This window comes from Flavobacterium xueshanense, from assembly GCF_900112975.1.
Taxonomy (GTDB): domain Bacteria; phylum Bacteroidota; class Bacteroidia; order Flavobacteriales; family Flavobacteriaceae; genus Flavobacterium; species Flavobacterium xueshanense.
In genome coordinates this window covers 1-23,214 of the sequence record NZ_FONQ01000002.1, presented here as the reverse complement: position 1 = coordinate 23,214, position 23,214 = coordinate 1, and the positions used below count along the sequence as shown (strand labels likewise).

General features: G+C 33.3%; 23 protein-coding genes and 1 tRNA gene. 17 read left to right on the top strand and 7 right to left on the bottom strand.

The window, feature by feature from the left end; translation table 11 throughout:
- The first annotated feature begins 11 nt into the window (after positions 1–11).
- The 6 genes from ruvC (at position 12) to BMZ76_RS02270 (ending at position 4,082) form a co-directional block, all read left to right on the top strand.
- A complete protein-coding gene (gene ruvC, locus BMZ76_RS02295) occupies positions 12–566 on the top strand; it encodes a crossover junction endodeoxyribonuclease RuvC (protein WP_091203117.1) in 555 nt (184 codons plus the stop codon).
- Between the two features lie 60 nt (positions 567–626).
- Positions 627–1,754 (top strand): radical SAM family heme chaperone HemW, encoded by a 1,128-nt coding sequence (gene hemW, locus BMZ76_RS02290; RefSeq protein WP_091203116.1) that lies wholly within the window; start codon positions 627–629, stop codon positions 1,752–1,754.
- Between the two features lie 33 nt (positions 1,755–1,787).
- Positions 1,788–2,072 (top strand): GIY-YIG nuclease family protein, encoded by a 285-nt coding sequence (locus BMZ76_RS02285; protein ID WP_091203115.1) that lies wholly within the window; start codon positions 1,788–1,790, stop codon positions 2,070–2,072.
- 39 nt (positions 2,073–2,111) lie between these two features.
- Positions 2,112–2,906 (top strand): cyclase family protein, encoded by a 795-nt coding sequence (locus BMZ76_RS02280; RefSeq protein WP_091203114.1) that lies wholly within the window; start codon positions 2,112–2,114, stop codon positions 2,904–2,906.
- Between the two features lie 25 nt (positions 2,907–2,931).
- The gene (locus BMZ76_RS02275; protein ID WP_091203113.1) at positions 2,932–3,303 is read left to right on the top strand and encodes an MmcQ/YjbR family DNA-binding protein; all 372 of its coding nucleotides are present in this window, start codon (positions 2,932–2,934) and stop codon (positions 3,301–3,303) included.
- A 68-nt stretch (positions 3,304–3,371) separates the two neighbouring features.
- Positions 3,372–4,082: a PH domain-containing protein gene (locus BMZ76_RS02270; RefSeq protein ID WP_091203112.1), complete on the top strand. Its 711-nt coding sequence runs from the start codon at positions 3,372–3,374 to the stop codon at positions 4,080–4,082.
- 53 nt (positions 4,083–4,135) lie between these two features.
- Here BMZ76_RS02270 and BMZ76_RS02265 read toward each other — a convergent pair whose 3' ends face one another.
- From BMZ76_RS02265 to BMZ76_RS02255, 3 genes are all read right to left on the bottom strand, one after another.
- Complete coding sequence (locus BMZ76_RS02265; RefSeq protein WP_091203111.1) at positions 4,136–5,236, bottom strand: DUF4407 domain-containing protein; 1,101 nt, start codon at positions 5,234–5,236, stop codon at positions 4,136–4,138.
- A gap of 184 nt (positions 5,237–5,420) precedes the next feature.
- Positions 5,421–7,022, bottom strand: coding sequence for a phosphoenolpyruvate carboxykinase (ATP) (pckA, locus tag BMZ76_RS02260; protein ID WP_091203110.1), 1,602 nt, complete (start codon positions 7,020–7,022; stop codon positions 5,421–5,423).
- 73 nt (positions 7,023–7,095) lie between these two features.
- Positions 7,096–7,488, bottom strand: coding sequence for a DUF423 domain-containing protein (locus tag BMZ76_RS02255; protein WP_091203109.1), 393 nt, complete (start codon positions 7,486–7,488; stop codon positions 7,096–7,098).
- Positions 7,489–7,666: 178 nt separating this feature from the next.
- Here BMZ76_RS02255 and BMZ76_RS02250 point away from each other — a divergent pair, with 178 nt between their 5' ends.
- The 4 genes from BMZ76_RS02250 (at position 7,667) to BMZ76_RS02235 (ending at position 13,039) form a co-directional block, all read left to right on the top strand.
- Positions 7,667–9,037 (top strand): saccharopine dehydrogenase family protein, encoded by a 1,371-nt coding sequence (locus BMZ76_RS02250; protein WP_091203108.1) that lies wholly within the window; start codon positions 7,667–7,669, stop codon positions 9,035–9,037.
- 411 nt (positions 9,038–9,448) lie between these two features.
- The gene (locus BMZ76_RS02245; protein ID WP_091203107.1) at positions 9,449–10,570 is read left to right on the top strand and encodes a hypothetical protein; all 1,122 of its coding nucleotides are present in this window, start codon (positions 9,449–9,451) and stop codon (positions 10,568–10,570) included.
- 453 nt (positions 10,571–11,023) lie between these two features.
- A complete protein-coding gene (locus BMZ76_RS02240) occupies positions 11,024–11,698 on the top strand; it encodes a hypothetical protein (protein ID WP_091203106.1) in 675 nt (224 codons plus the stop codon).
- Positions 11,699–11,854: 156 nt separating this feature from the next.
- Positions 11,855–13,039, top strand: coding sequence for a hypothetical protein (locus BMZ76_RS02235; RefSeq protein WP_091203105.1), 1,185 nt, complete (start codon positions 11,855–11,857; stop codon positions 13,037–13,039).
- 207 nt (positions 13,040–13,246) lie between these two features.
- On the opposite strand, the gene BMZ76_RS02230 is transcribed toward BMZ76_RS02235, so the two are convergent.
- The 4 genes from BMZ76_RS02230 to BMZ76_RS02215 form a co-directional block, all read right to left on the bottom strand.
- Positions 13,247–14,707 (bottom strand): energy transducer TonB, encoded by a 1,461-nt coding sequence (locus BMZ76_RS02230; protein ID WP_091203104.1) that lies wholly within the window; start codon positions 14,705–14,707, stop codon positions 13,247–13,249.
- On the bottom strand, positions 14,704–15,078 hold the full coding sequence (locus BMZ76_RS02225; RefSeq protein ID WP_091203103.1) for a BlaI/MecI/CopY family transcriptional regulator: 375 nt from the start codon (positions 15,076–15,078) through the stop codon (positions 14,704–14,706). Before BMZ76_RS02225 ends, BMZ76_RS02230 begins: the two co-directional genes overlap by 4 nt.
- Before the next feature lie 9 nt (positions 15,079–15,087).
- A complete protein-coding gene (locus tag BMZ76_RS02220; protein ID WP_167547402.1) occupies positions 15,088–15,426 on the bottom strand; it encodes a hypothetical protein in 339 nt (112 codons plus the stop codon).
- Positions 15,427–15,755: 329 nt separating this feature from the next.
- Positions 15,756–17,144, bottom strand: coding sequence for a dipeptidase (locus tag BMZ76_RS02215; protein ID WP_091203101.1), 1,389 nt, complete (start codon positions 17,142–17,144; stop codon positions 15,756–15,758).
- A 157-nt stretch (positions 17,145–17,301) separates the two neighbouring features.
- Here BMZ76_RS02215 and BMZ76_RS02210 point away from each other — a divergent pair.
- The 7 genes from BMZ76_RS02210 to BMZ76_RS02180 all read left to right on the top strand — a co-directional run.
- A tRNA-Leu gene (locus tag BMZ76_RS02210) sits at positions 17,302–17,383 on the top strand.
- A 558-nt stretch (positions 17,384–17,941) separates the two neighbouring features.
- The gene (locus BMZ76_RS02205) at positions 17,942–18,709 is read left to right on the top strand and encodes a hypothetical protein (protein WP_143071041.1); all 768 of its coding nucleotides are present in this window, start codon (positions 17,942–17,944) and stop codon (positions 18,707–18,709) included.
- A gap of 183 nt (positions 18,710–18,892) precedes the next feature.
- A complete protein-coding gene (locus BMZ76_RS02200; protein WP_091203099.1) occupies positions 18,893–19,186 on the top strand; it encodes a helix-turn-helix domain-containing protein in 294 nt (97 codons plus the stop codon).
- Entirely contained in the window at positions 19,186–20,112 is a 927-nt protein-coding gene (locus BMZ76_RS02195) for a hypothetical protein (protein ID WP_091203098.1), read from the top strand. The genes BMZ76_RS02200 and BMZ76_RS02195 overlap by 1 nt, the downstream gene beginning before the upstream one ends.
- 451 nt (positions 20,113–20,563) lie before the next feature.
- Positions 20,564–21,829: a hypothetical protein gene (locus tag BMZ76_RS02190; RefSeq protein ID WP_208857627.1), complete on the top strand. Its 1,266-nt coding sequence runs from the start codon at positions 20,564–20,566 to the stop codon at positions 21,827–21,829.
- Positions 21,830–22,071: 242 nt separating this feature from the next.
- Positions 22,072–22,479: a hypothetical protein gene (locus tag BMZ76_RS02185; RefSeq protein ID WP_091203097.1), complete on the top strand. Its 408-nt coding sequence runs from the start codon at positions 22,072–22,074 to the stop codon at positions 22,477–22,479.
- A gap of 231 nt (positions 22,480–22,710) precedes the next feature.
- A partial coding sequence (locus tag BMZ76_RS02180; RefSeq protein ID WP_143071040.1) for a transposase occupies positions 22,711–23,214 on the top strand: 504 nt, incomplete at its 3' end.

The window sequence follows — 23,214 nt, the reverse complement described above, 5'->3', positions numbered from 1 at the left end:
AAACTAAATCATTGGCAAACGAACGCATCATATTAGGAATTGACCCGGGAACTACGATTATGGGTTTTGGATTGATAAAAATTGTCAATAAAAAAATGGAATTTTTGCAGCTGAACGAATTGCAATTGTCTAAATACGACAACCATTATCAAAAGCTGAAAATCATTTTTGAGCGTACCATTGAGTTGATTGATACCCATAATCCGGACGAAATTGCGATTGAAGCACCTTTCTTTGGTAAAAACGTACAATCGATGTTAAAGTTGGGACGCGCGCAAGGCGTGGCCATGGCAGCGGGACTTTCGAGAGACATTCCCATTACTGAATACGAACCGAAGAAAATAAAAATGGCGATTACCGGAAATGGAAATGCAAGCAAAGAACAAGTTGCCAAAATGTTACAGCAACTTTTAGGCTTGAAAGAGCTACCTAAAAACCTCGATAGCACGGACGGACTAGCAGCTGCGGTTTGTCATTTTTTCAACTCTGGAAAAGTGGTTGGAGAGAAAAGTTATACCGGTTGGGATGCTTTTGTGAAACAAAACGAAGAACGAATAAAAAAATAGTTTTCAGTCGCGTTTTTCAGTCTCAGTAACTGGAAACTGCGACTGCGACTACATTACTAAATGAGCGGAATCTACATTCATATCCCTTTTTGCAAGCAGGCGTGTCATTACTGCGACTTCCATTTTTCGACTTCGATGAAGAAGAAAGAAGAGATGGTTTTGGCTATTGCCAAAGAAATTCAGATGCGTAAAAATGAATTTAAAAACGAAATTGTTGAGACCATTTATTTTGGAGGAGGAACGCCTAGTGTTTTAACTTCCGAAGAAATTAATTTCCTGATTGCGGAAGTGTATAAAAACTATTCTGTTTCAGAAAATCCTGAAATCACTCTTGAAGCAAACCCAGATGATTTGTCAAGTGAACGAATAATTGAATTGGCTGAAAGCAAAATTAACCGGTTAAGCATTGGAATCCAATCTTTTTTTGAAGATGATTTACAAATGATGAACCGTGCTCACAATTCGGCGGAAGCTAGAAAATGTCTTGAAGTAGCAACTCAATATTTCCACAATATTTCCCTTGATTTGATTTATGGAATTCCGGGAATGAGCAACGAGAAATGGAAGCAAAATATTGAAACAGCGTTGTCTTTTGGGATTCCGCATATTTCAAGTTATGCATTGACGGTAGAACCAAAAACTGCTTTGAATAAACTGATTCAAACGGGAAAAATTGTAGCTCCTAAAGATGAAGTCGCTCAAGAACATTTTGCTATTTTGGTCGAAATGCTCGAAGCAAATGAATTTATTCATTATGAATTATCGAATTTTGGAAAGTCAACTTATTTTTCCAAGAATAATTCCGCGTATTGGTTGGGGAAAAAATACATTGGAATTGGTCCTTCGGCGCACAGTTATGATGGCATTTCGAGAAGTTGGAATGTGTCGAATAATTCCCTTTATTTAAAATCCATTCAAGAAGATAAATTGCCCAACGAAATAGAAATCCTTTCAATTACGGACCGCTACAACGAATACATTATGACGGGTTTACGTACGATTTGGGGCGTTTCTTTGGATAGAATCAAAACCGAATTTGGGGATGAATATTTGGAATATCTGAACAAACAGGCTCAGAAATTCCTTGATGATGATTTAGTTTTTATCGAAAACAATATCTTGAAGCCTACCAAAAAAGGAAAATTTTTGACGGATGGAATTGCATCAGACTTATTTATCCTGAACTAGTTTCAGGATCTGTTTAATTTTAATTGATTTTGTATGGAAAAAGGATTTACATATATTTTGACGAATAAAAACAGTACTGTTTTGTACGTGGGTGCCACAAAAAATTTAAAAAATAGAATTGATTGTCATAGAAATGGTACAGGGGCAGTTTTCACAAAAAAATATAATGCTACAATTTTAATCTATTTTGAAGAGTTTGAGGATTTAAGTGATGCCTTTAAAAGAGAAAAACAACTTAAAAATTGGCATAAAGACTGGAAATGGAATGTTGCAAAACTTTTAAATCCTGAATTAAAAGATTTATATTTGAACTTATAAAGTATCTCCAGATGAGATGCTGAAATAAATTCAGCATAAATGTTAGCAACAATCCAACATAACAACCAAACCATTGAGGTCGATTTATCAAAACCCATTGATATTTCGATTCCATTAACAAATACCGATGAAAATCCAATTGCTTGGTATATCGAGAAACCAGTCATTGAACCCGTAGTTTTTGGGGATTGGATTGGGAAAGTTTCGGAAGGAAAATCGTCTACTAATTTCAATAATATTTTCTTCAATCCTCATGGACACGGAACCCACACCGAATGCCTGGGTCATATAACAAGAGAATTTTACAGCATTAATCAATCGTTGAAACAATTTTTCTTTTTGGCCGAATTGATTTCGGTTGTGCCGCAAATACAAGGAAAAGATTTGGTGATTACACTTGATAGCATCTCGACTTCGCTCGATGTGACACTGAAATTGGGTGTTCCAAAAGAAGCCCTAATTATTAGAACTCTACCTAATTTTAAAATAAAAAAATCTTTAAAATATTCGAATACGAATCCGCCTTATCTAAATGAAGATGCTGCGTTATTCATTCGCGAAAGCGGAATTCAGCATTTATTAATTGATTTGCCAAGTGTTGATAAAGAAAAAGATGATGGAAAATTATTGGCGCACAAAGCCTTTTGGAATGTAACCGATGTCGACAATCTGAATGCAGATGCCAGATTGAATTGTACGATTACGGAGATGATTTTTGTGGCTGATGAAGTGAAAGATGGCAGTTATTTGCTGAATTTACAAATCGCATCTTTTGAAAATGATGCCAGTCCCAGTAAACCTGTTTTGTACGCTATTTTAAATGATGAATTATAAATTTGAATGAAAATAATTTCATAAAATGAACTTAGAAACGTACTACGAATATTGTGGTTCCAAAAAAGGAGTGACGGAACATTTTCCTTTTGATGAAGATACATTGGTGTTTAAAGTGGGTGGGAAAATGTTTGCATTGTCTTCTTTATGTCAGTGGGAGAAAGGACAGCCATCAGTTAATTTAAAATGTGATCCAGAACGTGCTGAGGAATTGCGCGCTGAATACGTTGACATTCAACCGGGTTTTCACATGAGTAAAACCCATTGGAATACAATTGCTGTAAATGAATCAGTTGCGGATGCATTAGTCAAAGCGTTAATTGATTATTCCTATGAATTGGTTTTCAAAAGTTTAACAAAGAAATTGCAAAACGAAATTCAAGAATTTGACAATTAGGCATTACTTTTGCGAATAAATTTGGATTAAAATTATAAATACGTACTGAAATAAATTCAGCATATCACATGAAAGAACAATTTAAAAAGTTTTTAAACGAAGAACAAGACCCAAAAGCCATTGAAAAAATCGCTTCAAAACTGAGTGATTTATTGATGAAGAATGAAGAAATAGGATACATTGCTGTTCAAAAAAAACCAGCGATTACTGTTTTGCCGGATAGTATTGTGATGACCAATAAAAGAATTATCATTTGTCAGCCCAAAAATCTGGGACTATCCATGAATTTTATTGATTACACTTGGGATGAGGTTGAAGGAACTTTTGTGAAAGAAAATATTTTGGGTTCTGAGTTTTCATTTACAACCAAAACAAATATGGAGGTTTCCATTGATTATATTCCTAAAATCCAAGCGCGCAAGATTTTTACGTATGCTAAAGAACAATTGGATATACTAAAAGTTGGTTCTGTATCAAACGCAACAATAATGGATGAAGTTCCGGTTGTTCCAATTAAAGAAGTGGAGATTATCGAAGAAATGGAAACAGAAGAAGTGACAAGTTTTGCTGAAATAATGCCGGTTTCACAACCTAATTTTATTGCTGAAAATCAGGAATTTGAGGAGATTGCAGTAACGTCAAAAGACAAATCATTAAGTGATTTTTCGCAAGACGAACTTTTTGAAAAATTACAGAATTATAAAAAATTGCTAGATAACGGATTGATTTTACAAGGCGAATACGACGCTTTTAAAAAAGAAATTTTGAGTTACATGTAATTAGTCTTAAAGTCAAAAGATATTTACTTCCTTTTGACTTTAGGACTTTCGACTTAAAACGTTCTTTTCTGCTTTTCTACAAAATTATTGGATTGTAATTCTAGTAAATCAGTAGCATTTTTTCGTTGTAAATCATACAATTTGGTGTCGTCAGCAATATCTCCGTAGACTTTATCATGCATCGTAGCACTAGTTTTTACGAGCAAAGTACGTTGGTATTTGTCTTGTTCGATTGTTGCTTTCAACGCTGTTTCCAGATCTTCTAATTTATAGTCGTATTCGCCTTTTGGAGAAAGTAATTTGGCTATAATAGGAGATGTTTCTATGGCTAAAAATAGTAGCATAATAAAAAACGAAGGAAGCCAGGGTAATTTGTCCAAGGCGCTGATGCGAGCCATTAAACCATCAAATCCATCAATAATAGGTTGGGTTTCGGTAACTTTCTTGTCTAAATCGGTTTGGAGAGTTTTGGTATTTTTCTCCATTGTAGCAATTTTAGCTAAGTTGGTTTTTTGTAAAGTATCCAGTTCTTTTTTGGCCAGATCATGTTTGGCAATTTTTTCTTTAAAAACAGGACCTTTGCCTAATTTTTTCGTTCCTGCAGTTCCTTCTGCTTCGGTGATATAAGTTTCATAAAGGGTATTAACTTCTTTTTCTTTCTTGGTAATTTCCGATTTCAAATTAGTTATTTCAGCTTTGTTTTTATCCAAATCTGATTTGAAATAATTGGCCACTTCTTTTTTATTATTCAAAGCCATCACATTTTTTTCTTTCAATAAAACGGTGTTGATTTCTTTTTCGAAAATTTTAATTTCCAGTGGTTTTGAAATCACTATTGCGATAATTACCGCTAAAATAATTCGTGGAGTTGCCTGCAGAAATTCGCTACCTACTTTGTCTCTTTTTCGAATAGTGGAAACAATAAAACGATCGAGGTTGAAAATAAGCAAACTCCAAACGATACCAAATGCTATTGCGGGATAAATGCTGTCAAAAACGGTAAACAGCGCATACGAGCTGGCAAGAAAAGCCATTACTGCAGTAAAAAAAACGGTGGCGCCAATACCTACATATTTGGTTTGTTCGCCTTCGGAACAGCCCTCAAGAAGATCCTTATCGGCTCCGGAGCAAAGAATGAAAAATTGTTTTAACATGATTTATGATTTTTTGATTGATTGCTTCGCCAGTTCGCCTTTCGAGCTCGTGTGGAATTACAAATTTAACGCCAAAAAATGAATATTGGTATATGTGGCTGAGATGTTTTTAATTAGCCTTTTGTATATACAAATAGAGCCGCTCTTTACGAACGGCTCTATAGCTTTTTGAATTATAATTAACTTAAGCTAAAGGAGCTCCTGCCATAATTTCTGCATTAGCAAATTCTTCAAATTTGGCAAAATTATCTTTAAATTTTTGGGCTAACTCTACTGCTTTTTTATCGTATTGTTCTGGGTCTTCCCATGTGTTTCTAGGATTCAATATTTCACTAGGAACATTTGGACAGGTTTGCGGTTTTGCAATTCCAAATACTTCGTGATTTTCGTAAGCCACATCGTCCAGTTCTCCGTTTAAGGCAGCGGTAATCATGGCTCGCGTGTATTTTAATTTCATTCGGCTTCCTACTCCGTAAGGTCCGCCTGTCCAGCCGGTATTGATTAACCAAACTTTTACATTGGCATCTTTCATTTTTTTACTCAACATTTCCGCATATTTAGTTGGGTGTAATGGCATAAATGGTGCGCCGAAACAAGCAGAAAAATTAGGCTGAGGTTCTGTAATTCCAGCTTCTGTACCCGCAACTTTCGCAGTATATCCTGATATAAAATGGTATGCTGCCTGTCCTGGAGTTAGTTTAGAAATTGGAGGTAATATTCCGAATGAATCGGCAGTCAAGAAAAATATATTTTTTGGATTTTCGCCGATAGATCCTGGTTGAATATTATCAATATGAAAAATAGGATAACTTACTCTCGTGTTTTGTGTGATGGAAATATCCTCAAAATCAACTTCATTAGTATCTTTTTTAAATACTATATTTTCTAGAATTGCTCCTTTTTTTATAGCGCGGAAAATATCTGGTTCGTTTTCTTCAGAAAGGTTTATCACTTTCGCGTAACAGCCTCCTTCAAAGTTGAAAACGGTATTTTCATTCGTCCAGCCATGTTCATCGTCACCAATTAATTTTCTGTTAGGATCAGCTGATAAAGTTGTTTTTCCGGTTCCTGATAATCCAAAGAAGATAGCTGTATCACCATCTTTCCCAACGTTGGCACTACAGTGCATTGGTAAAGTATTTTTGAAAACTGGTAAAATGAAATTCAAGGCAGAGAAAATTCCCTTTTTTATTTCACCTGTATATCCAGTTCCGCCTATTAAAACTACTTTTCGTGTAAAATCAAGAATTGCAAAATTGCTCTGACGTGTTCCGTCTACAATTGGATCTGCCATAAAGCTAGGCACGCAAAGTAAAGTCCATTCAGGGTCGAAGTTTGCTAATTCTTCCGTTTCAGGTCTTAAAAACATATTGTAACAAAATAAATTTGCCCAAGGCGTTTCTGTGACTACTCTAACATTTAATCTGTAATTTGGATCAGCGCATACGTATGAATCTCTTACATAAACTTCTCTGTTAGATAAGTAGGAAGTTACTTTGTTGTAAAGCGCTTCAAAAGCAGTTGGTTCAAAAGGGATATTTACTTTTCCCCACCAAACTTTATTTTCACTGATGCTATCTTTTACTATATATCGGTCTTGCGGCGAGCGGCCAGTATATTCGCCTGTATTCACTGCTAATGCGCCGGTTGAGCTTTCAATTCCTTGACCTGATTTTATTGTTATGTCGTGTAATTCTTCAGGGGATAACTGGTAATGAATTTTTGCATTTTCAATTCCTAATTCTTTTAACGAAATCGATTGCGAGAAAAGTGTGTTATTGTCCATAAATTTATTGTTGTAGTTACTTTTTTATAGGCAGCAAAAATAGAAATTATATTTCAGTTAGCCTTTGATTCTTTTAACTTTGTGCTTTTTTATTTAAAGAAGATGCCAATAAAACACCCCAAGCCATTATTAACAGTAGTCCGCCGATGGGTGTCAGAAATCCAATTGATTTAAAATCAAAAGCAGTAAGGTCGTTTGTAGCCAATAAATAAATAGAGCCGGAGAATAAAATTATGCCAAAAACGACTAAGAAGAAGATTGTTTTTTTTGTTTTTTCAGTGACGTTGTCCAGTAGCCCTATGAATAATAAAAACAACGCATGGTACATTTGGTAGCGCACTCCAGTTTCAAAAGTAACTATTTGCTCGATAGAGAGTGCTTTTTTTAAGGCGTGTGCTCCAAAAGCACCTAAAATTATAGCGATCATTCCTAGAATGGCTGCTGTGATAATTAATTTTCTTTTCATTGTGCTGGTCTTTACTGCAAAAGTATTTCATATCAAATGAATTTAAAAGGATTTACAATTATTGTTTTACTTTTTTAAGACTAAATAGTAGTGATGCCTTTTTATTTACCGCAAAATATTTCACTTCAATTTGTTATAAATACAACATTTTTGTATGTTTGTGTTATAAATAAAAAAGATGAGAACAATTTTAATCATTGGGGCAGGAAGATCAGCTTCGTCTCTAATTCAGTACCTTTTAAATAAATCTGAAAAAGAGAATTTGCATCTTGTTATAGGTGATTTGTCATTGGCATTGGCCCAAAAAAAGACAAACAACCACGCCAATGCAACGGCAATCGCGTTGGATATTTTTGATGAAAATCAAAGAAAAGAGGCGATTCAAATTGCTGATATTGTCATTTCTATGTTGCCGGCACATTTGCATATTCAAGTGGCCAAAGATTGTATTATTTATAAAAAACATCTGGTTACAGCTTCATACGTAAGTGATGCCATGCAGGAATTAGATGCTGCCGCCAAAGAAAACAATCTCATTTTCATGAATGAAATTGGACTTGATCCCGGAATAGATCACATGAGTGCGATGAAAGTGATTGATGAAATAAAAGACAAAGGGGGCAAAATACTTCTTTTTGAATCATTTTGTGGTGGACTAGTAGCTCCAGAATCCGATACGAATATTTGGAATTATAAATTTACCTGGGCACCGCGCAATGTGGTTCTGGCAGGACAAGGAGGCGCTGCCAAATTTATTCAGGAAGGAACGTATAAATACATTCCGTACTGCAATTTGTTCCGAAGAACCGAGTTTTTGCAAGTGGAAGGATATGGGCGATTTGAAGCGTATTCGAATCGGGATTCCTTGAAATATCGCAGTGTGTATGGTTTAGATAATGTACTTACTTTGTACAGAGGAACGATACGAAGAGTTGGTTTTTCTAAAGCTTGGAATATGTTTGTGCAATTAGGAATGACGGATGACAGTTACGTCATGGAGGATTCTGAAAACATGAGTTACAGGGAATTTGTGAATTCTTTCTTGCCGTATCATCCAACGGATTCAGTGGAAATCAAGACTCGTTTGATTCTAAAGATTGATCAGGATGATATCATGTGGGACAAATTGTTGGAACTCGATTTATTCAACCCAAATAAAAAAGTAAGTTTGAAAAATGCCACGCCGGCACAAATTCTGGAAAAAATATTGACTGATAGTTGGACGCTTCAGCAAGACGATAAAGATATGATTGTCATGTATCACAAATTTGGATACGAATTAAATGGCAAAAAAGAACAAATAGATTCCAAAATGGTTTGTATTGGCGATGATCAAACGTATACGGCTATGGCGAAAACAGTGGGTTTACCCGTTGCAATGGCGACATTATTAATACTCAATGGTAAAATTACAACTCCTGGAGTTCAATTGCCCATCAGTAAAGAAGTGTATTTGCCTATTTTGAAAGAATTAGAGGAATACGGTGTTGTTTTCAAGGAACAATCCATGCCGTATTTAGGATACAATCCGGATAAAGAGTTTAGTTAGTAGTTTTTTTTAGATTTGTAGTTTGATAAATCCGCTCCTTTTGACAAAAGTCTAGAGTTGCGGGTTTTTTTATGGACTCATTTATTGAATACGTATTTTTTAGGCGTGACCCTGCAGATTGCTTCGTCGTTCCTCCTTGCAACTTCGGGTCGGGCTGTTCGCTGCAATCTTTATGTTTTTAAAGAAAAAACATAAAGATTTTTGCTGCCATCCCTCACGCAACCCATTCCAATGATTACAATTTTTTTAATTAATTGTAAGAAAATTTAATTATATTTGGAAATCGCAAAGAGAAATAGATCTTCGCTAATCTACCCGGATTTAGGTGTATGTATGAAGGTTTGTATCGGCTATATGCTAGTTAGGCGTCATTTTGCCCAATCAGAAACAGAAAAACAATAATTAAAACTTATGAGTTCAAATCAGACGCCGAATAAAACAAAATGGATTTCAAAATTTACTTTAAGTTTTTTAGCTATCGTGGGTGCAGTCGACTCAGTTCTTCATATTATTTTACCACTTTTCCCTTATAAACTGAATCAATATATACTCCCAATTGGAATGTCTTCTTTGATTATTGGAATTGTTTTTTCAATTGGATTACCATTTTATTGGCACTATAAAGAAAAAAATAATTTTATTGATTCTCAAAAATATTACATCTGGCTTATTACTATTTTGCGTTATTGGCTTGCTTTTTATATTTCTACATTTGGTTTTGAAAAACTATTTGATGTTAATTTTGCATATTCATATCATATTGAAGATTCATTAGTTAATACATTAACTGGACAAGAACTGACCTGGAAATATTATGGACATTCATATTATCTGACCGTCATTATTGGTTTATTTCAAATAATAGGCAGTATTCTTTTATTATTTAGACGCACCACATTATTAGGTGTAATAACACTTTTGCCTGTTCAATTGAATATTCTATTGATTAATCTATTTTATGGAATTGGTCCACTTACTACTTTCATATCAATAATTATGGTATTAGGTCTATCATATTTATTATTAGAAAGAAAAGAAGAAATAATTAATTTTTTTAGGCATTATAAAAATACATTACCTACTGTCGGAAATAAAAAATTGCGTAATTCAATACGATTTTTATGCATATTAATTCCATTTCTGTTTGTATTCTATTATAGCTATGATGTACGGAAATCTCAGAAATATTTCGGTAAATGGGAAGTTGAAAAAATGACACGGAATGGTGAAATAGTTTCTGAAAAAGCATGGGAAAAAGATGCTTTAGCATGGAAATTAATATATTTTGAAGAACGTGGAAAATTGTTATTCTGTCCTAACCCCAATATGTACGTTGATAGTGCATCAATATTTATGAAGTATAATTATGATGATAATAAAAACCGTTTAAAGGTAATTTCGTACGAAATAAATCCTGAAAACCCAGATACTATTCTTGTTCAGATTTCCAAATTTAAAGATAAATCAATGCAATGGGAAATGATTTTCAATAAAGATACTATTCAAATGGAATTGAAGAAAGAAAATCTTTAATAAAAATCGAACGCCTAACAGTCAGGGTTTCGTTGCGTGCGCAGCACCAACAATGAAACCCGTGTTGAACGGAACCAAGTACCTGCCGTTAACACTATGGAGTTTTCGTAAAATTGTCAGAGAGAATTATAAGAGGATTTAATGTCCTCTTTTTTTGAGAAGTATTTTTTTTGCGTGACCCTGCAAATTGCTTCGTCGTTCCTCCTTGTAACTTCGGGTCGGGCTGTTCGCTGTAATCTTTATGTTTTTAAAGAAAAAACATAAAGGATTTTCGCTGCCATCCCTCACGCAACGCATTCCAATGATACGACGTTTATTTTACTAAATTGTAAGAAAATTTTAATATATTTGGAGAGCACAAAGAGAAACAGACTTTCTCTAATCTTTCCGGATTTAGCTGTGCACATAAAGGTTTTTTCGCTTAGATACTAATTGGCTGCAATATCACAAATTATGTACAGAACAAGAAGCATTCAATTGACAATAATAATTTCAATCGTAATGGTTGGCCTATGTTTTTTGTCTGTTTTTATTTTTAATCTTCCGGTTATTTTTAAAAGTTATGATTTGTCAAACTCAAGCAGCATTGGAGATTCTATTGGCGGAATAACTGCTCCTGTCATCGGAATCATTTCTTCAATTTTGCTTTATCTAGCTTTGACAAAACAAACAGAATCAAATATTGATCAAAAATTAAAGAATGAATCTGACCTAATTTTATCTCTATTTAATCAATTAGATTTGGAGTTAAATAGTTTATACTTCAAGTTTAAAAACAATAGTGTTGATGTGAAATTTAATGGCTTAGAAGCGTTAGATGAATTTGCAAAGAGATTTGGCATAGCTTGGAATATGGATCATTTTAAAGAAAAGTTTTCGTCCTTTAAAGCATTTTATCCATCTGGTCAAATCATTTATTTGATAGATACAATCAATCTTATTGATGAACGGATAAGTTCGTCGACATTATCTCCAGAAATGAAAAATCTTTTTAAACAGAAACTAATATCATTTTATGATTCAAAATTGAGAGATAGTTTTGATAAAATTAATAATCGAATTTGCGCGAACCAATTTTTAGAAGATGATTGGGCTTCAAAAATAAAAGTTGTAGTTGCTAAATATTAATACTGCAGCCGCCAGCCGGTAAGCGAATTACACTGGTTTTCGGTAGATTGAACTTCCATTTTCACGAATAAAGTTTTATCTTGGCAGAGAAAATCCAGTCCGCTTGCGTCAGTAACTTCGTGAAGCGGCCAAACCTTACCTACCATTTTTAAAAAAATGAGAACACATCAACAATTTATTACCGAATTGAAGAAACTTATTAATTTCTATAGGTCGAGTTTATATGCTTACGATCAAACTGACTATTTTCTGTATCAATGGAGAAAAAAGAAAGACAGCTTACTCGAAATTGATATTGAAGCAAATCCTCCTAGTTTTTACAAAAGTAAATCTAAAGGCGTTTTAAGCGAAAATCAAAAAAATCTTGCGGAAATAGTATTTGTGCGTTTTGTTTCTGCTTTAGAGGTTTTTCTAATCGATCAAATACGAGAAATATTTATTTCTCATAAAGAACCATTCAAAAAGGAAAATATTATTTTAGAATTTAGACAGTCTGATTTGCTTTCAATTAAATCTACAGCCGATATTTATAATCTCGTTATTTCTAAAGAACTAAGAAGGCTATCTAGTGGAGGTTTTAATGAAATTGTAAAATATTATAACAAGAGTTTAAAAATAGATGTTGCAAAAATTTATCCTGGATTCAAAGTCATGGAGGAATATCATCAACGAAGACATCTTTTAGTTCATCGTCTAGGAAAAACGGATCAATTTTATAGAAACAAGTATAATTATCAAGAACACAACATAACGGTTGAAAACTTTTATCTTGAAAGCTGTTTTGAAGATTTTAAAAAGTTTTCTGAAGAACTTCTAGAACAAGTCAAAAATAGGTCTAAAGAAAATTTTTCAATTCAAAAAGCTAATAAAAAACCAGAGGCAAAATGTCAAATTGAAGTAGAGTTTTCTAAAAAAACAACGCCTATATTTGAATCTAATTATGAATTTTGGGCAGGCGATTCATTATGTATGTTTAATAATCTTTTTGATAGAAAAGTTTTTCATAGTCCCCAAATACCAACGTTTTATCTTTCAGGAAGTGCAATTGAAATTTTGGCGTATAACGCAATAGTTGAAGCTGAAGTTAAAAGATGCAAAATTAAAGCAACAATTGTATCAAAAATATCTAAGGCAAATTCGCATAAGTCAATTACTTTAGATAAACATTTAATTGAAAAGATAAGGCTAAAACTTCCTGAGCAACCTTGGCAAAAAAATCAACATAAGCGAACTGCAAAAGAGTTAGGACTTTCAAATGCGATTGTTTCAAAAGCTATAACTGAACTTATAAAAAATGGAAGTTTCAAATCTCAAAGTGGAGGAAAATTATTAGAAGGATGAAACCGCAGGTAACAGCTGCTACAATGGATGTGGGCAATTGGCTTAATGGGAAATTTGTTTAGTATTTGAGATAATTTGCTTCGCCTGTTCGCTATCGTTCGGGTAGCAAATCCAAAAATAAGGCTTAATTTATACACAAACAATCTAAAATCCATAAAACCTTAGTTTGATAAATCCGCTTCTTTTGAAGCGGATCTATTTTTACTATTATGATTTTGAGTGTAAAGTTATTGGTAAGCTATACATTACTCTCACAGGGACACCGTTTAGTTTTCCGGGAATCCATTTCGGGCATATTTTTAAAACGCGTATGGCTTCTTCACCGGTTCCAAAACCAATATCTCGTATGCTTTTTATGTCACTTAAACTGCCGTCTTTTTCTATTGTAAAGGTGACGTATACTTTTCCTTTTAAGTTAGGTTGTGATGGTGTTTTATAATTCTCACCCACAAATTGATAGAATTTTTCTATTCCTCCAGGAAAATCTGGTTTTTCGGTTATTCCAGCAGTATTGTAAACGTCATTTTCGCCTTTTTTGACTAACTGATTTTCAGGACGAAACGTGTCTATTTCAATTACTTCAGCAGCTCCTTTGCTTAAAGTCGCCATAAGTTCCTCATTTGTAGGTAATTTTTTTTGTTTGGATAAGATGGAAGGTATCGCCTTCTTTTCGATAGGAGTTAGCTCATCGTATTTTTTTTCGCTGGCAATCTTTCCTTTTTCATCTTTAATTTTAAAGGTAGTTTTGTCGTAATACGTTTTAAATAAATTTCCGGGTTTTTTAGGAGTAGTTTCTTTTTTTACATTGGTTTCTTGTGCAACGACTTTCGTACACAGTAAAAATAATAATGTAGCTACTATCGGCATGAGCATTGCTTTTTTTAATAAAGCTTTCGTTTTTGATGTGGTTTTTGTCATCATGAGTAATCGTTTTTTAGTTATTAAATAATTCAAATTACTGGCCAAGTAAAAAGTTTGGTTCTCGTCTGCTTTCGATAGTAATAAAGATTGATAAAACGGAACGTTATTATAAGATTTCACCACCTTCTCGTCGGCGAGAAATTCGTGATTGAGTTGTATTGCTTTTTTGTAAAAAATAAAAATTGGGTTGAACCAAAAAATGGTTTTCAATATTTCGATGAATAAAATATCCAAAGTGTGTTTTTGCGTTACATGCGTAAGTTCGTGCGTGTACAGCTCAGCTTCAATTTCACGGTTGTTGTATTCGGTTTCGTTGATAAAAATAGAATTCAGGAAGGTATGCGGTAACGTTTTTTCGTGTAGCAAAATTAATTTGGCATTCTTATAATCAATTGGCGAATTCAACTTTATTTTAGATGAAATCTTAATGATATTGCTGATAAAACGTAGTGCCAAAACGAGTGTTATTATAGCATATAGGCTCCATAATCCTATTGCCAGATAGTTTGTTTTCTCAAGTACTACAGCGTTTCCTTGCAGTATCTGGATGTTTCCTGGATTGATTACAGGTTGTGCTATTTCCTGAATAACTTCGATGGTTATAAATGGAATCACCATCGAAAAAACAAGGCTGAATAATAAGTAAAACCTATTGAATACATGCATTTTTTCTTTTTCCAAAAACAAATAATACACTGCCAGTAATACGAATAGAGTAATTGTTGATTTGATTAGAAAGTCGCTCATTTTTTCTTTTTTTGAATTTCACTGTCTATTATTTTCTTAAGTTCTTCAAGTTCCGATTGCGATAAATTAGTTTCGGTGGTAAAGAAAGAAGCGAATTGCGAAGCCGAATTGTTGAAAAAATTACTTATTAATCCGTTGACGTGTTTCGAGAAATAATCGGTTTTGTTGACCAAAGGGTAATATTCCCGAGAGTTTCCAAATTCATTATACGCTACAAATTGTTTGTCAATCATTCTTTTCAATAAAGTAGCCACAGTTGTGGTTGCCGGTTTTGGTTTTTGATAGGCTTCCAGCAAGTCTTTCATAAAGGCTTTCTCTAGCTTCCAAAGATGTTCCATTAGTTGTTCTTCGGCGTTCGTTAGTTGTTGCATGTTTATTTTTTATTTTGTGTAAATTTCTTGAATTGGTATCCCTTTTTCATAAATTTTCGTTCCAAGTAAAACCCCTTCGGAGTCGTAAAATTTCCATTGTCCTGTGGGTAGCCATTCGGTTTTTGAATTTATAATGGCTTTATTTGAAACACCTATTTGTTGGATTTTTCCAGTGTTGTGGTATTTGATGATGTGGCAACTGTTTTTTTTATACTTTTCATTTGAAAGTAATTTATCACTCATGAATTCTCTCCAAGTTCCGGTTTTATCTCCTTTTTTGTATCTTCCTGTTGCATTGGATTCGATGTTCATGAATTTTTCACTTTGATTCCATTTGCCTGTTTTCAATCCGTTTTTGGTTTGATTGATTTTACAGCTACTGAGGCATATACATAAAAGAAGAAGGACAATTTTATAAGGATTTTGGATATTCATATTCTACAGATTAAAACATTGCTCTACAAATGTAGAATATAAAATCAAATAAACAAATTTTCATGAAAAATATATTGGTAGTCAGCGGTTTGCGTTAAGGATGGAAGTGGAAATCCTTTTTATTTTTTATTTCAAAAAATAAAAAGATTGAGAACGGACAGCCTGACCCGCTATTTTCAGCGGGGAACGCCCAAAAAAAATCCGCCCTGTTTAGAGCGGATGTAGTGTTTAATGAAGGAAATTTATTTAGATAACTCGACAAAATATTTGTAAAACAACGGAATGGTTTCAATCCCTTTCAGGTAATTGAAGACTCCGAAATGTTCGTTTGGAGAGTGAATGGCATCACTGTCCAGACCAAATCCCATCAGAATGGTTTTGCTTTTGAGTTCTTTTTCGAACAACGCCACGATAGGAATACTGCCCCCGGAACGAACGGGAATTGCAGGAACGCCAAATGTTTCCGTATACGCCATATTTGCGGCTTTGTAACCAATGCTGTCTGTTGGGGTTACATAACCTTGTCCGCCATGATGTGGTTTTACTTTTACGGTAACTCCGGCAGGGGCTAGACTTCTGAAATGTTTAGTGAATAATTCCGTGATTTGTTCCCAATCCTGATTTGGAACCAAACGCATCGAGATTTTTGCAAAAGCTTTGCTTGCAATCACTGTTTTGGCACCTTCTCCGGTGTAGCCGCCCCAGATTCCGTTGACGTCCAATGTAGGGCGAATGGAATTTCTTTCGTTAGTTACATAGCCGCTTTCACCGTAAACGTCATTTAAGTCTAATGCTTTTTTGTAATTTTCTAAATTGAAAGGCGCTTTGGCCATTTCAGCTCTTTCTTCCAGCGATAATTCTGCTACATTATCGTAAAAACCAGGAATGGTAATATGATTATTTTCATCATGAAGTGAAGCAATCATCTTGGCTAAAATATTGATTGGGTTGGCAACAGCACCACCGTATAATCCGGAATGTAAATCACGGTTTGGTCCTGTAACTTCCACTTCTACATAACTCAATCCACGTAAACCTGTTGTAATTGACGGTTGTTGATTAGAAATCATTCCGGTGTCCGAAATTAAAATCACGTCATTTTTTAGTTTTTCCTGATTGCGTTCTACAAACCAGCTCAAGCTTTTGGAGCCAATTTCCTCTTCGCCTTCAATCATGAATTTTACATTACAAGGCAAAGTATTCGATTGAACCATATATTCCAACGCTTTCACGTGCATGTACATTTGGCCTTTGTCATCGCAAGCGCCACGGGCAAAAATGGCTCCTTCAGGATGGATTTCGGTTTTCTTGATTACGGGCTCAAATGGAGGCGAAGTCCATAACTCCATAGGATCTGGTGGTTGAACGTCATAATGACCATAAACCAAAATTGTTGGCAGGGATTTATCTATGATTTTTTCACCGTAAACTATAGGGTATCCCGGTGTATCGCAAATTTCAACAAAATCGCAGCCTGCTTTTTCTAAACTGGCTTTTACGGCATCAGCTGTTTCAAAAACATCATGTGAATAAGCGGTGTCAGCACTTACGGATGGGATTTTTAATAATTCGATTAACTCGTTGATAAAGCGATCTTTGTGTTCTTGAACGTATGCTTTAATATTTTCCATTATTTGAATTTTGTTTATATTTCAAAAGTACAAAAAAGAGTATGAATAATTTTTGTGAAAATTGCTTTGAAAATTGGAAGTTAAGTGTATCTTTGCACCCACAAACACTAGTTCAATGAACACCGCTTTTTAAACAAGAGCAAAGTGAATTAATTGAGCGGATATGGTGAAATTGGTAGACATGCCAGACTTAGGATCTGGTGCCGCAAGGCGTGTAGGTTCGAGTCCTATTATCCGCACAAACATTAAGACTTAAATTGCTGTTAATTAGCTTTTTAAGTCTTTTTTATTTTGTGTATTCCCCTAAAAACAACCCTGTTTCTTAACAGTGTATGTAAATGAACCTATTTTAGCCTAATACACTTTCCAATAATAACCATATCAAATTAATCTCAACCCTACTGGATTGCATCATTAAATCTTCATTATACTATATATTAGTTTCTATTTCATTTTTGACATTCTACCAGATTATGTTTATTACTGAATCTTATTTTTTGCTATGCTTTTAGTGTGGTGTAGTTTCTTACTCTTAATTGTCATTATTCGCTTTATATATCAAGAATATCCTTATCAATTATTTCAATAACCATTTTGTCTCTAGATTTGAAATCGAAATTGATTAAAATTAGAGGGGGTACACCAAAAATTATTTTTTTTGATAAGCTACATTCTTTATGGACATTTAATGGGTGGAGGTAAAAAATAATTTTCGCTAATGAAGTCCTTTTGCTATATATTATTTATGTTTGCTACAACAGAAACAACAAGTTAATTTAAATTTTAAACTGCTCAGTATGGATTATTTTATTGATAATAGTAAGAGCTTATCGGATTTAGAAAAGGATGTAGAACTTAACAATCAATTACCGTATAATCAACTCGAAAGTTTAAAAGGGATATTTTTAAATGGATTAACAACTATTTTGAATAGAAGTACAGACGATTTAGTTAAAGAAAACAAATTGCTTGATGCAATAAGAAAAATATTAGTTGCTAAAAAATTTGTGGATTCTAACGTAAAGGATTTTTATTTAAAAAAAACATTATTAAATTCTTACAATGCTCTTTATGGGGAAATTGAATCAACCTACGAGACATTTTACCCTATAATATTTGTGATTGAAGACATAAGAAGTTTAAATAATTTCCAAAAAAAATATTCTGGATACAACAATTTGTTGGGTACGCAATTAGAAACAAAAAAAGAGACAACTGCAAAGGAGCTAGTGTCAAGTAGAAATGAGATTTTAAAAATATTATTTAAAAGCGACACAAATACCTGTGACAAATTTATAAAATGTGAAGATAAATTAGTCAGTCGCCAATATCTCAATCCTGATAAGTCGAAATGGATAAATGGGGCTTCGGCATTTATTAGGTTCTACATGTACTGTGAAAAGAATATACTTAGGAAGGGGGTTTATGAGAAGAATTCCAGAGGGGTACAATATTTTAGGTGTCTATATGATTTTCATGAGGGTAAAGCAATTGATGTTCCCAGTAAACGAAAAAAACAGTTAATCAAATCTACAAAGCATGACTATAATTTTCTTGATTTTTAGTCCATTTTTAGTCCACCTCCAAAAAAATATTAAAAAAATAATCCTTTAAATACCTCTGATATGGTAGGTATCTAGATGTCAATCTAAATGTCCAGCTAAGTCCACTTTTAATTTTACCCCAATAAATCCATTTAATATTGCTGAAGAAAAATGACAATTAAGTCATTTGGAAAATAATTAAAAATGGTGAAAAATAAAGAAAATTTATCAGTTCAACTAAGTGTTGGAGATTTACAACAGCTAATCTCCGAAGCTGTTAAAGAAGAAATTACAAAGATTACTAAAGTAATTCAATTACAACCACAAAAAGAGATTCCAGAACTCCTAACTCGGGAAGAAGTGGCTAAGATTTTAAAGGTATCTTACACAACCCTTTTTCACTGGAACAACAGTGGTGAACTTTCTGCTCAAAAAATCGGAAAAAGAGTCTACTATCAGAGGACTATTATTATGAACAAATTAAACAATGTAGCATAATGATAGACAATGTAAAGCTGTTTGTGAATGACAAACACAGGTTTGAAAATCATATTATTAACAATGGTTTGATGGAGCTAAGTAGTACTGTTAATCACTATACGGGCGAAGTGAATGAATACCCTAAAAGAGGAAATGACCTGAATCTTAATGTGAATATAACTCAGAATCAAGCTACGATTCTGGGGAGTATTCATAAGTATAATAACATCAAGGAAGACAGAGGAAATCAGAATTATAATGATTTTTCTTTTTGCCAGATTGTGGAGGTAATTCGAGAGTTGGAGGAGAAATACCAAATCAAAAATGAAAAAGATACAAGTATCACTAATTTAGAATTTGGCTTTAATCTTGTGGTAGAAAAAGACCCAAAATTAATAATTGATAGTAATCTTTTGATGAATAACTATAAATCCCCCAACAAGAACTTAAAATTCTTAGGGAGGGGAGATTATAAAGAATTTCAGCTAACGGATTACAATATTAAGTTTTATAACAAGTCAAAACAGTTTAAACTGGGTACACACGTTTTAAGGATAGAACTTAAAATTACAAGAAAAAGATTTCTCCAGAAGTTGGACATTTATTCTCTGGAGGATTTAATGTATAACTGGACTTATGTCAAGCTGTTTGAAGACTTTATAGACAAGTTTGAAGGATTGATGATAGTAGATGAGTTTGATGCTGATTTAATCCCTGAAAAAGACTATAATAAACTTATTAAGTACACCAATCCCAATTATTGGATTAGTATTAAGGGTAAGTCTCCTAAAGTAATTTATAGGTTAAAAAAGGATTTTAATATCTTATTGAATAAGTACGATTTACTAAAAACCAAGAATGAATTGAGGGAGAAGCTAGAATCTAAATTTATAGAATTACTAAACTCTGATTGTAGTGATTCAGAATATAGAGAAGTAGGATAGGGATAAAATGTCAGCTATAAGACAATTAACAAACCCATCCTTATATAGGTTGTACCCAAAAGTTTAGAGGAATTCAATTAATTTATAGTTAAATTTTAAGCCCTCATAGCTTACGAAATAAGCCCGTCTATACAATTTGTAGGCGGGTTTTATTTTTGTTGGGTCATTAATATAGTATAGAGTTAAGGACAATTAGTTGTTTTACTAGAAAGCGGAATTGATTTAGGATGCATACAATGCTGGGGTACAATAGCGATAAAACCAACACTTTTTACATACAGACGTAAGTAAGAAAAGTATTCAATAAATAAAAAGTTCTTTTTATAATTAATAACCAAAAAATCCTATATTTGAGAATAAATAAAGTCTGAAGTCTGTAAGACAAAGCCACCTAATTTTGGTGTAATAAGTTTGATTTGGTCAGACCTATATACAAGTTACCTGCCATTATATGAAAACAGCAATTCCAATTAACAAAAAACTTTTTGACATTTACCTTCTGTTTACTAGAGAACCATTTGTTCAATACTTTTCAGAAGAATTAGAATTCTATTCTAATGGAAATGGTGGTTTATTAGGTTTAATAAGTTTAGACATTACAGATAATGACTATTACGGATGTATTTTATCTAGAGACAAATCAAAGCAGTATAGAGCTGAACTAGTAACTGCAAGCATAGAAACGATAGAAGAAGTCAGAAAATGGATTGATGATAAAATGAGTAGTAATTCAATTGTTTTTCACGACAATAAGCACGAATATTTTGATATTTTCCAAAATCTAAACAATAAAGAAAACCAACATCCAAACTATAAATTATTAGAGTCAAATATTGCGCTATCTATGGCTAAAGAAACTGTAAAAGAAGTTTCGTATCATTATAAAGACATAGATGGCAATTTCATAGACCAATTTCAATCAATAAACGGATTTGATTCGAGAGTCTGGGAGTTATATTTATTCTGTTTTTTTAGAGAGCAATTTTTTTCATTTAAAAGAAACTTCAACGCACCTGATTATATGGTTGAAAAATTTAATGATGAAATTGCAGTTGAAGCAGTAATTATTAGCAGAAAAACGGAATTAGAAAGTGGTACGAAAACTGATAAAGAAATCCAAGATAAATTAACAAATGAAGTTCCTCTGCTTTACGGAAATGCTCTATTTGACAAAATGAAAAAGAAATATTGGGAAAAAGACCACGTAAAAGGCAAACCCTTTGTAATTGCAATAGCTGATTTTCACGACACTATGTCAATGACTTGGACATTTAATTCATTATCTGATTATTTATATGGTTACAGACACGAACATTCATTTGATGAAAAAGGTGAGTTAGTTATTAAGCCAATAAAAATTGAGCACTACACAAAACCTAATGGAACTAAAATATCTAGTGGATTCTTCTTTCAACCAAATTCTGAAAATGTGAGTGCCATAATATTTTCTTCTTGTGGAACTTTATCTAAATTCAACAGAATGGGAAAACAAGCCGAACTTGGTAGTGATATTCCGACTTTATTAAGAACAGCAACTTTTTACAATCACGCCCCAAATGCTGATAAACCAAATGTAGTGACTTATAAAGTTGACAAGAATAGCGAAGAAACTTGGTCTGAAGGAGTAATTGTTTACCATAATCCAAACGCAAAAATTCCATTGAACCCAGTTTTTTTGATGACCGAGTTGCACAATGCTTTTTTAGAGATAAAATAATACATAGTAAAATGCCAATGTATTTTCCTTACAATTCATTCACACAAAACCTCATACCGAAACAAGATGAGAAAGAATAACGGCAGGTAACAGCTAGTATGCAATAGTCGGGAATTAGGCTTAATGGAAAAATGGTTTTGTGTTTGGCAAATTAGTGATAATCCGAAAATAATTACTTTAATTAGCCCGACCATCGCCTACTAGCAAGACGTTGGCGGTGATTTACAAACATAAACGAAGAAATGAAAAATCTATTATTTTTCCTCATATTTTTATCTTTAGGATTTCAAAACAATTCTGAAATATGCGGAACTTATAAACCCATTTTTGAAAAAGAATATTTTATTGATTCTGAAAAATTTGCGCTTTTAAAAATTGAACTAAACTCGTTCAAAAAAACATACAAAAATGGAGTTACAATAATTGGAAGAATAGAAAAATCGGAAGAAACATATCCCTCTAAAATTTATTTAACAGATTCGTCTTTTGTGAAACCGAAAATAATTACGGATAAACTAAATAGAAAATATATTGAAAAAAGGATTATTGAAATCGAAATTGACAATTCAGACACATTGTATTTTAGAACAACAATCGAAAATAAGCTGGATGTTACGGTGAACAGAGGAAAATTAATACGCATAAAATAAACCACCGCCAACACACGCTACAAGCAATTTGGGTATTTGGCTTAATTTGAAATTGGTTTTGTATTTGGAAGATTTGGCAAACTCGAACAATAAACTTAATTTAGTCCCAAACCCGCTGTAATAGCGGGACGTCAAACTGTCTAATAACCTCTCTTCTTCCCCATAAATTTATTTGTATTAAAAATCTTTCAAATAACTTGCGCAACTCGTTGGTTTTTATTATATTTAAGGATGAAATTCATCAACGGAACTAACAGAAACCAACTCCCGCTTTTTGCTTCATCGATAGATGATGCCATTGCGCAAGACAACCAAATCAGGCTTATTGACCTTTTTGTAGAGAGTTTAAAACTTCCTGATTTTGGCTTTACTTTCGATTTTGTCGAAAACGGAAGACCTGCTTATCATCCTTCGGATTTGCTCAAACTCTTTATTTACGGGTATCTCAATCGCATGCGTTCCTCCAGAACTCTGGAGAAAGAATGCAGTCGGAACATTGAGCTCATGTGGCTTTTGAAGGGACTCGTTCCTGATCATAATACCATTGCTAATTTTCGCAAAAACAATCCCAAAGCTATTGCTCGCGTTTTTCGTGCAACGGTAAAACTCGCCGCTCACTTTGAACTCATTGGCGGAAGCCTTGTCGCTGGTGACAGTACCAAACTTCGGGCGCAAAACTCTAAGAAAAACAATTTTAATTCTAATAAAATAGAACGTCACATTGCCTATATCGAT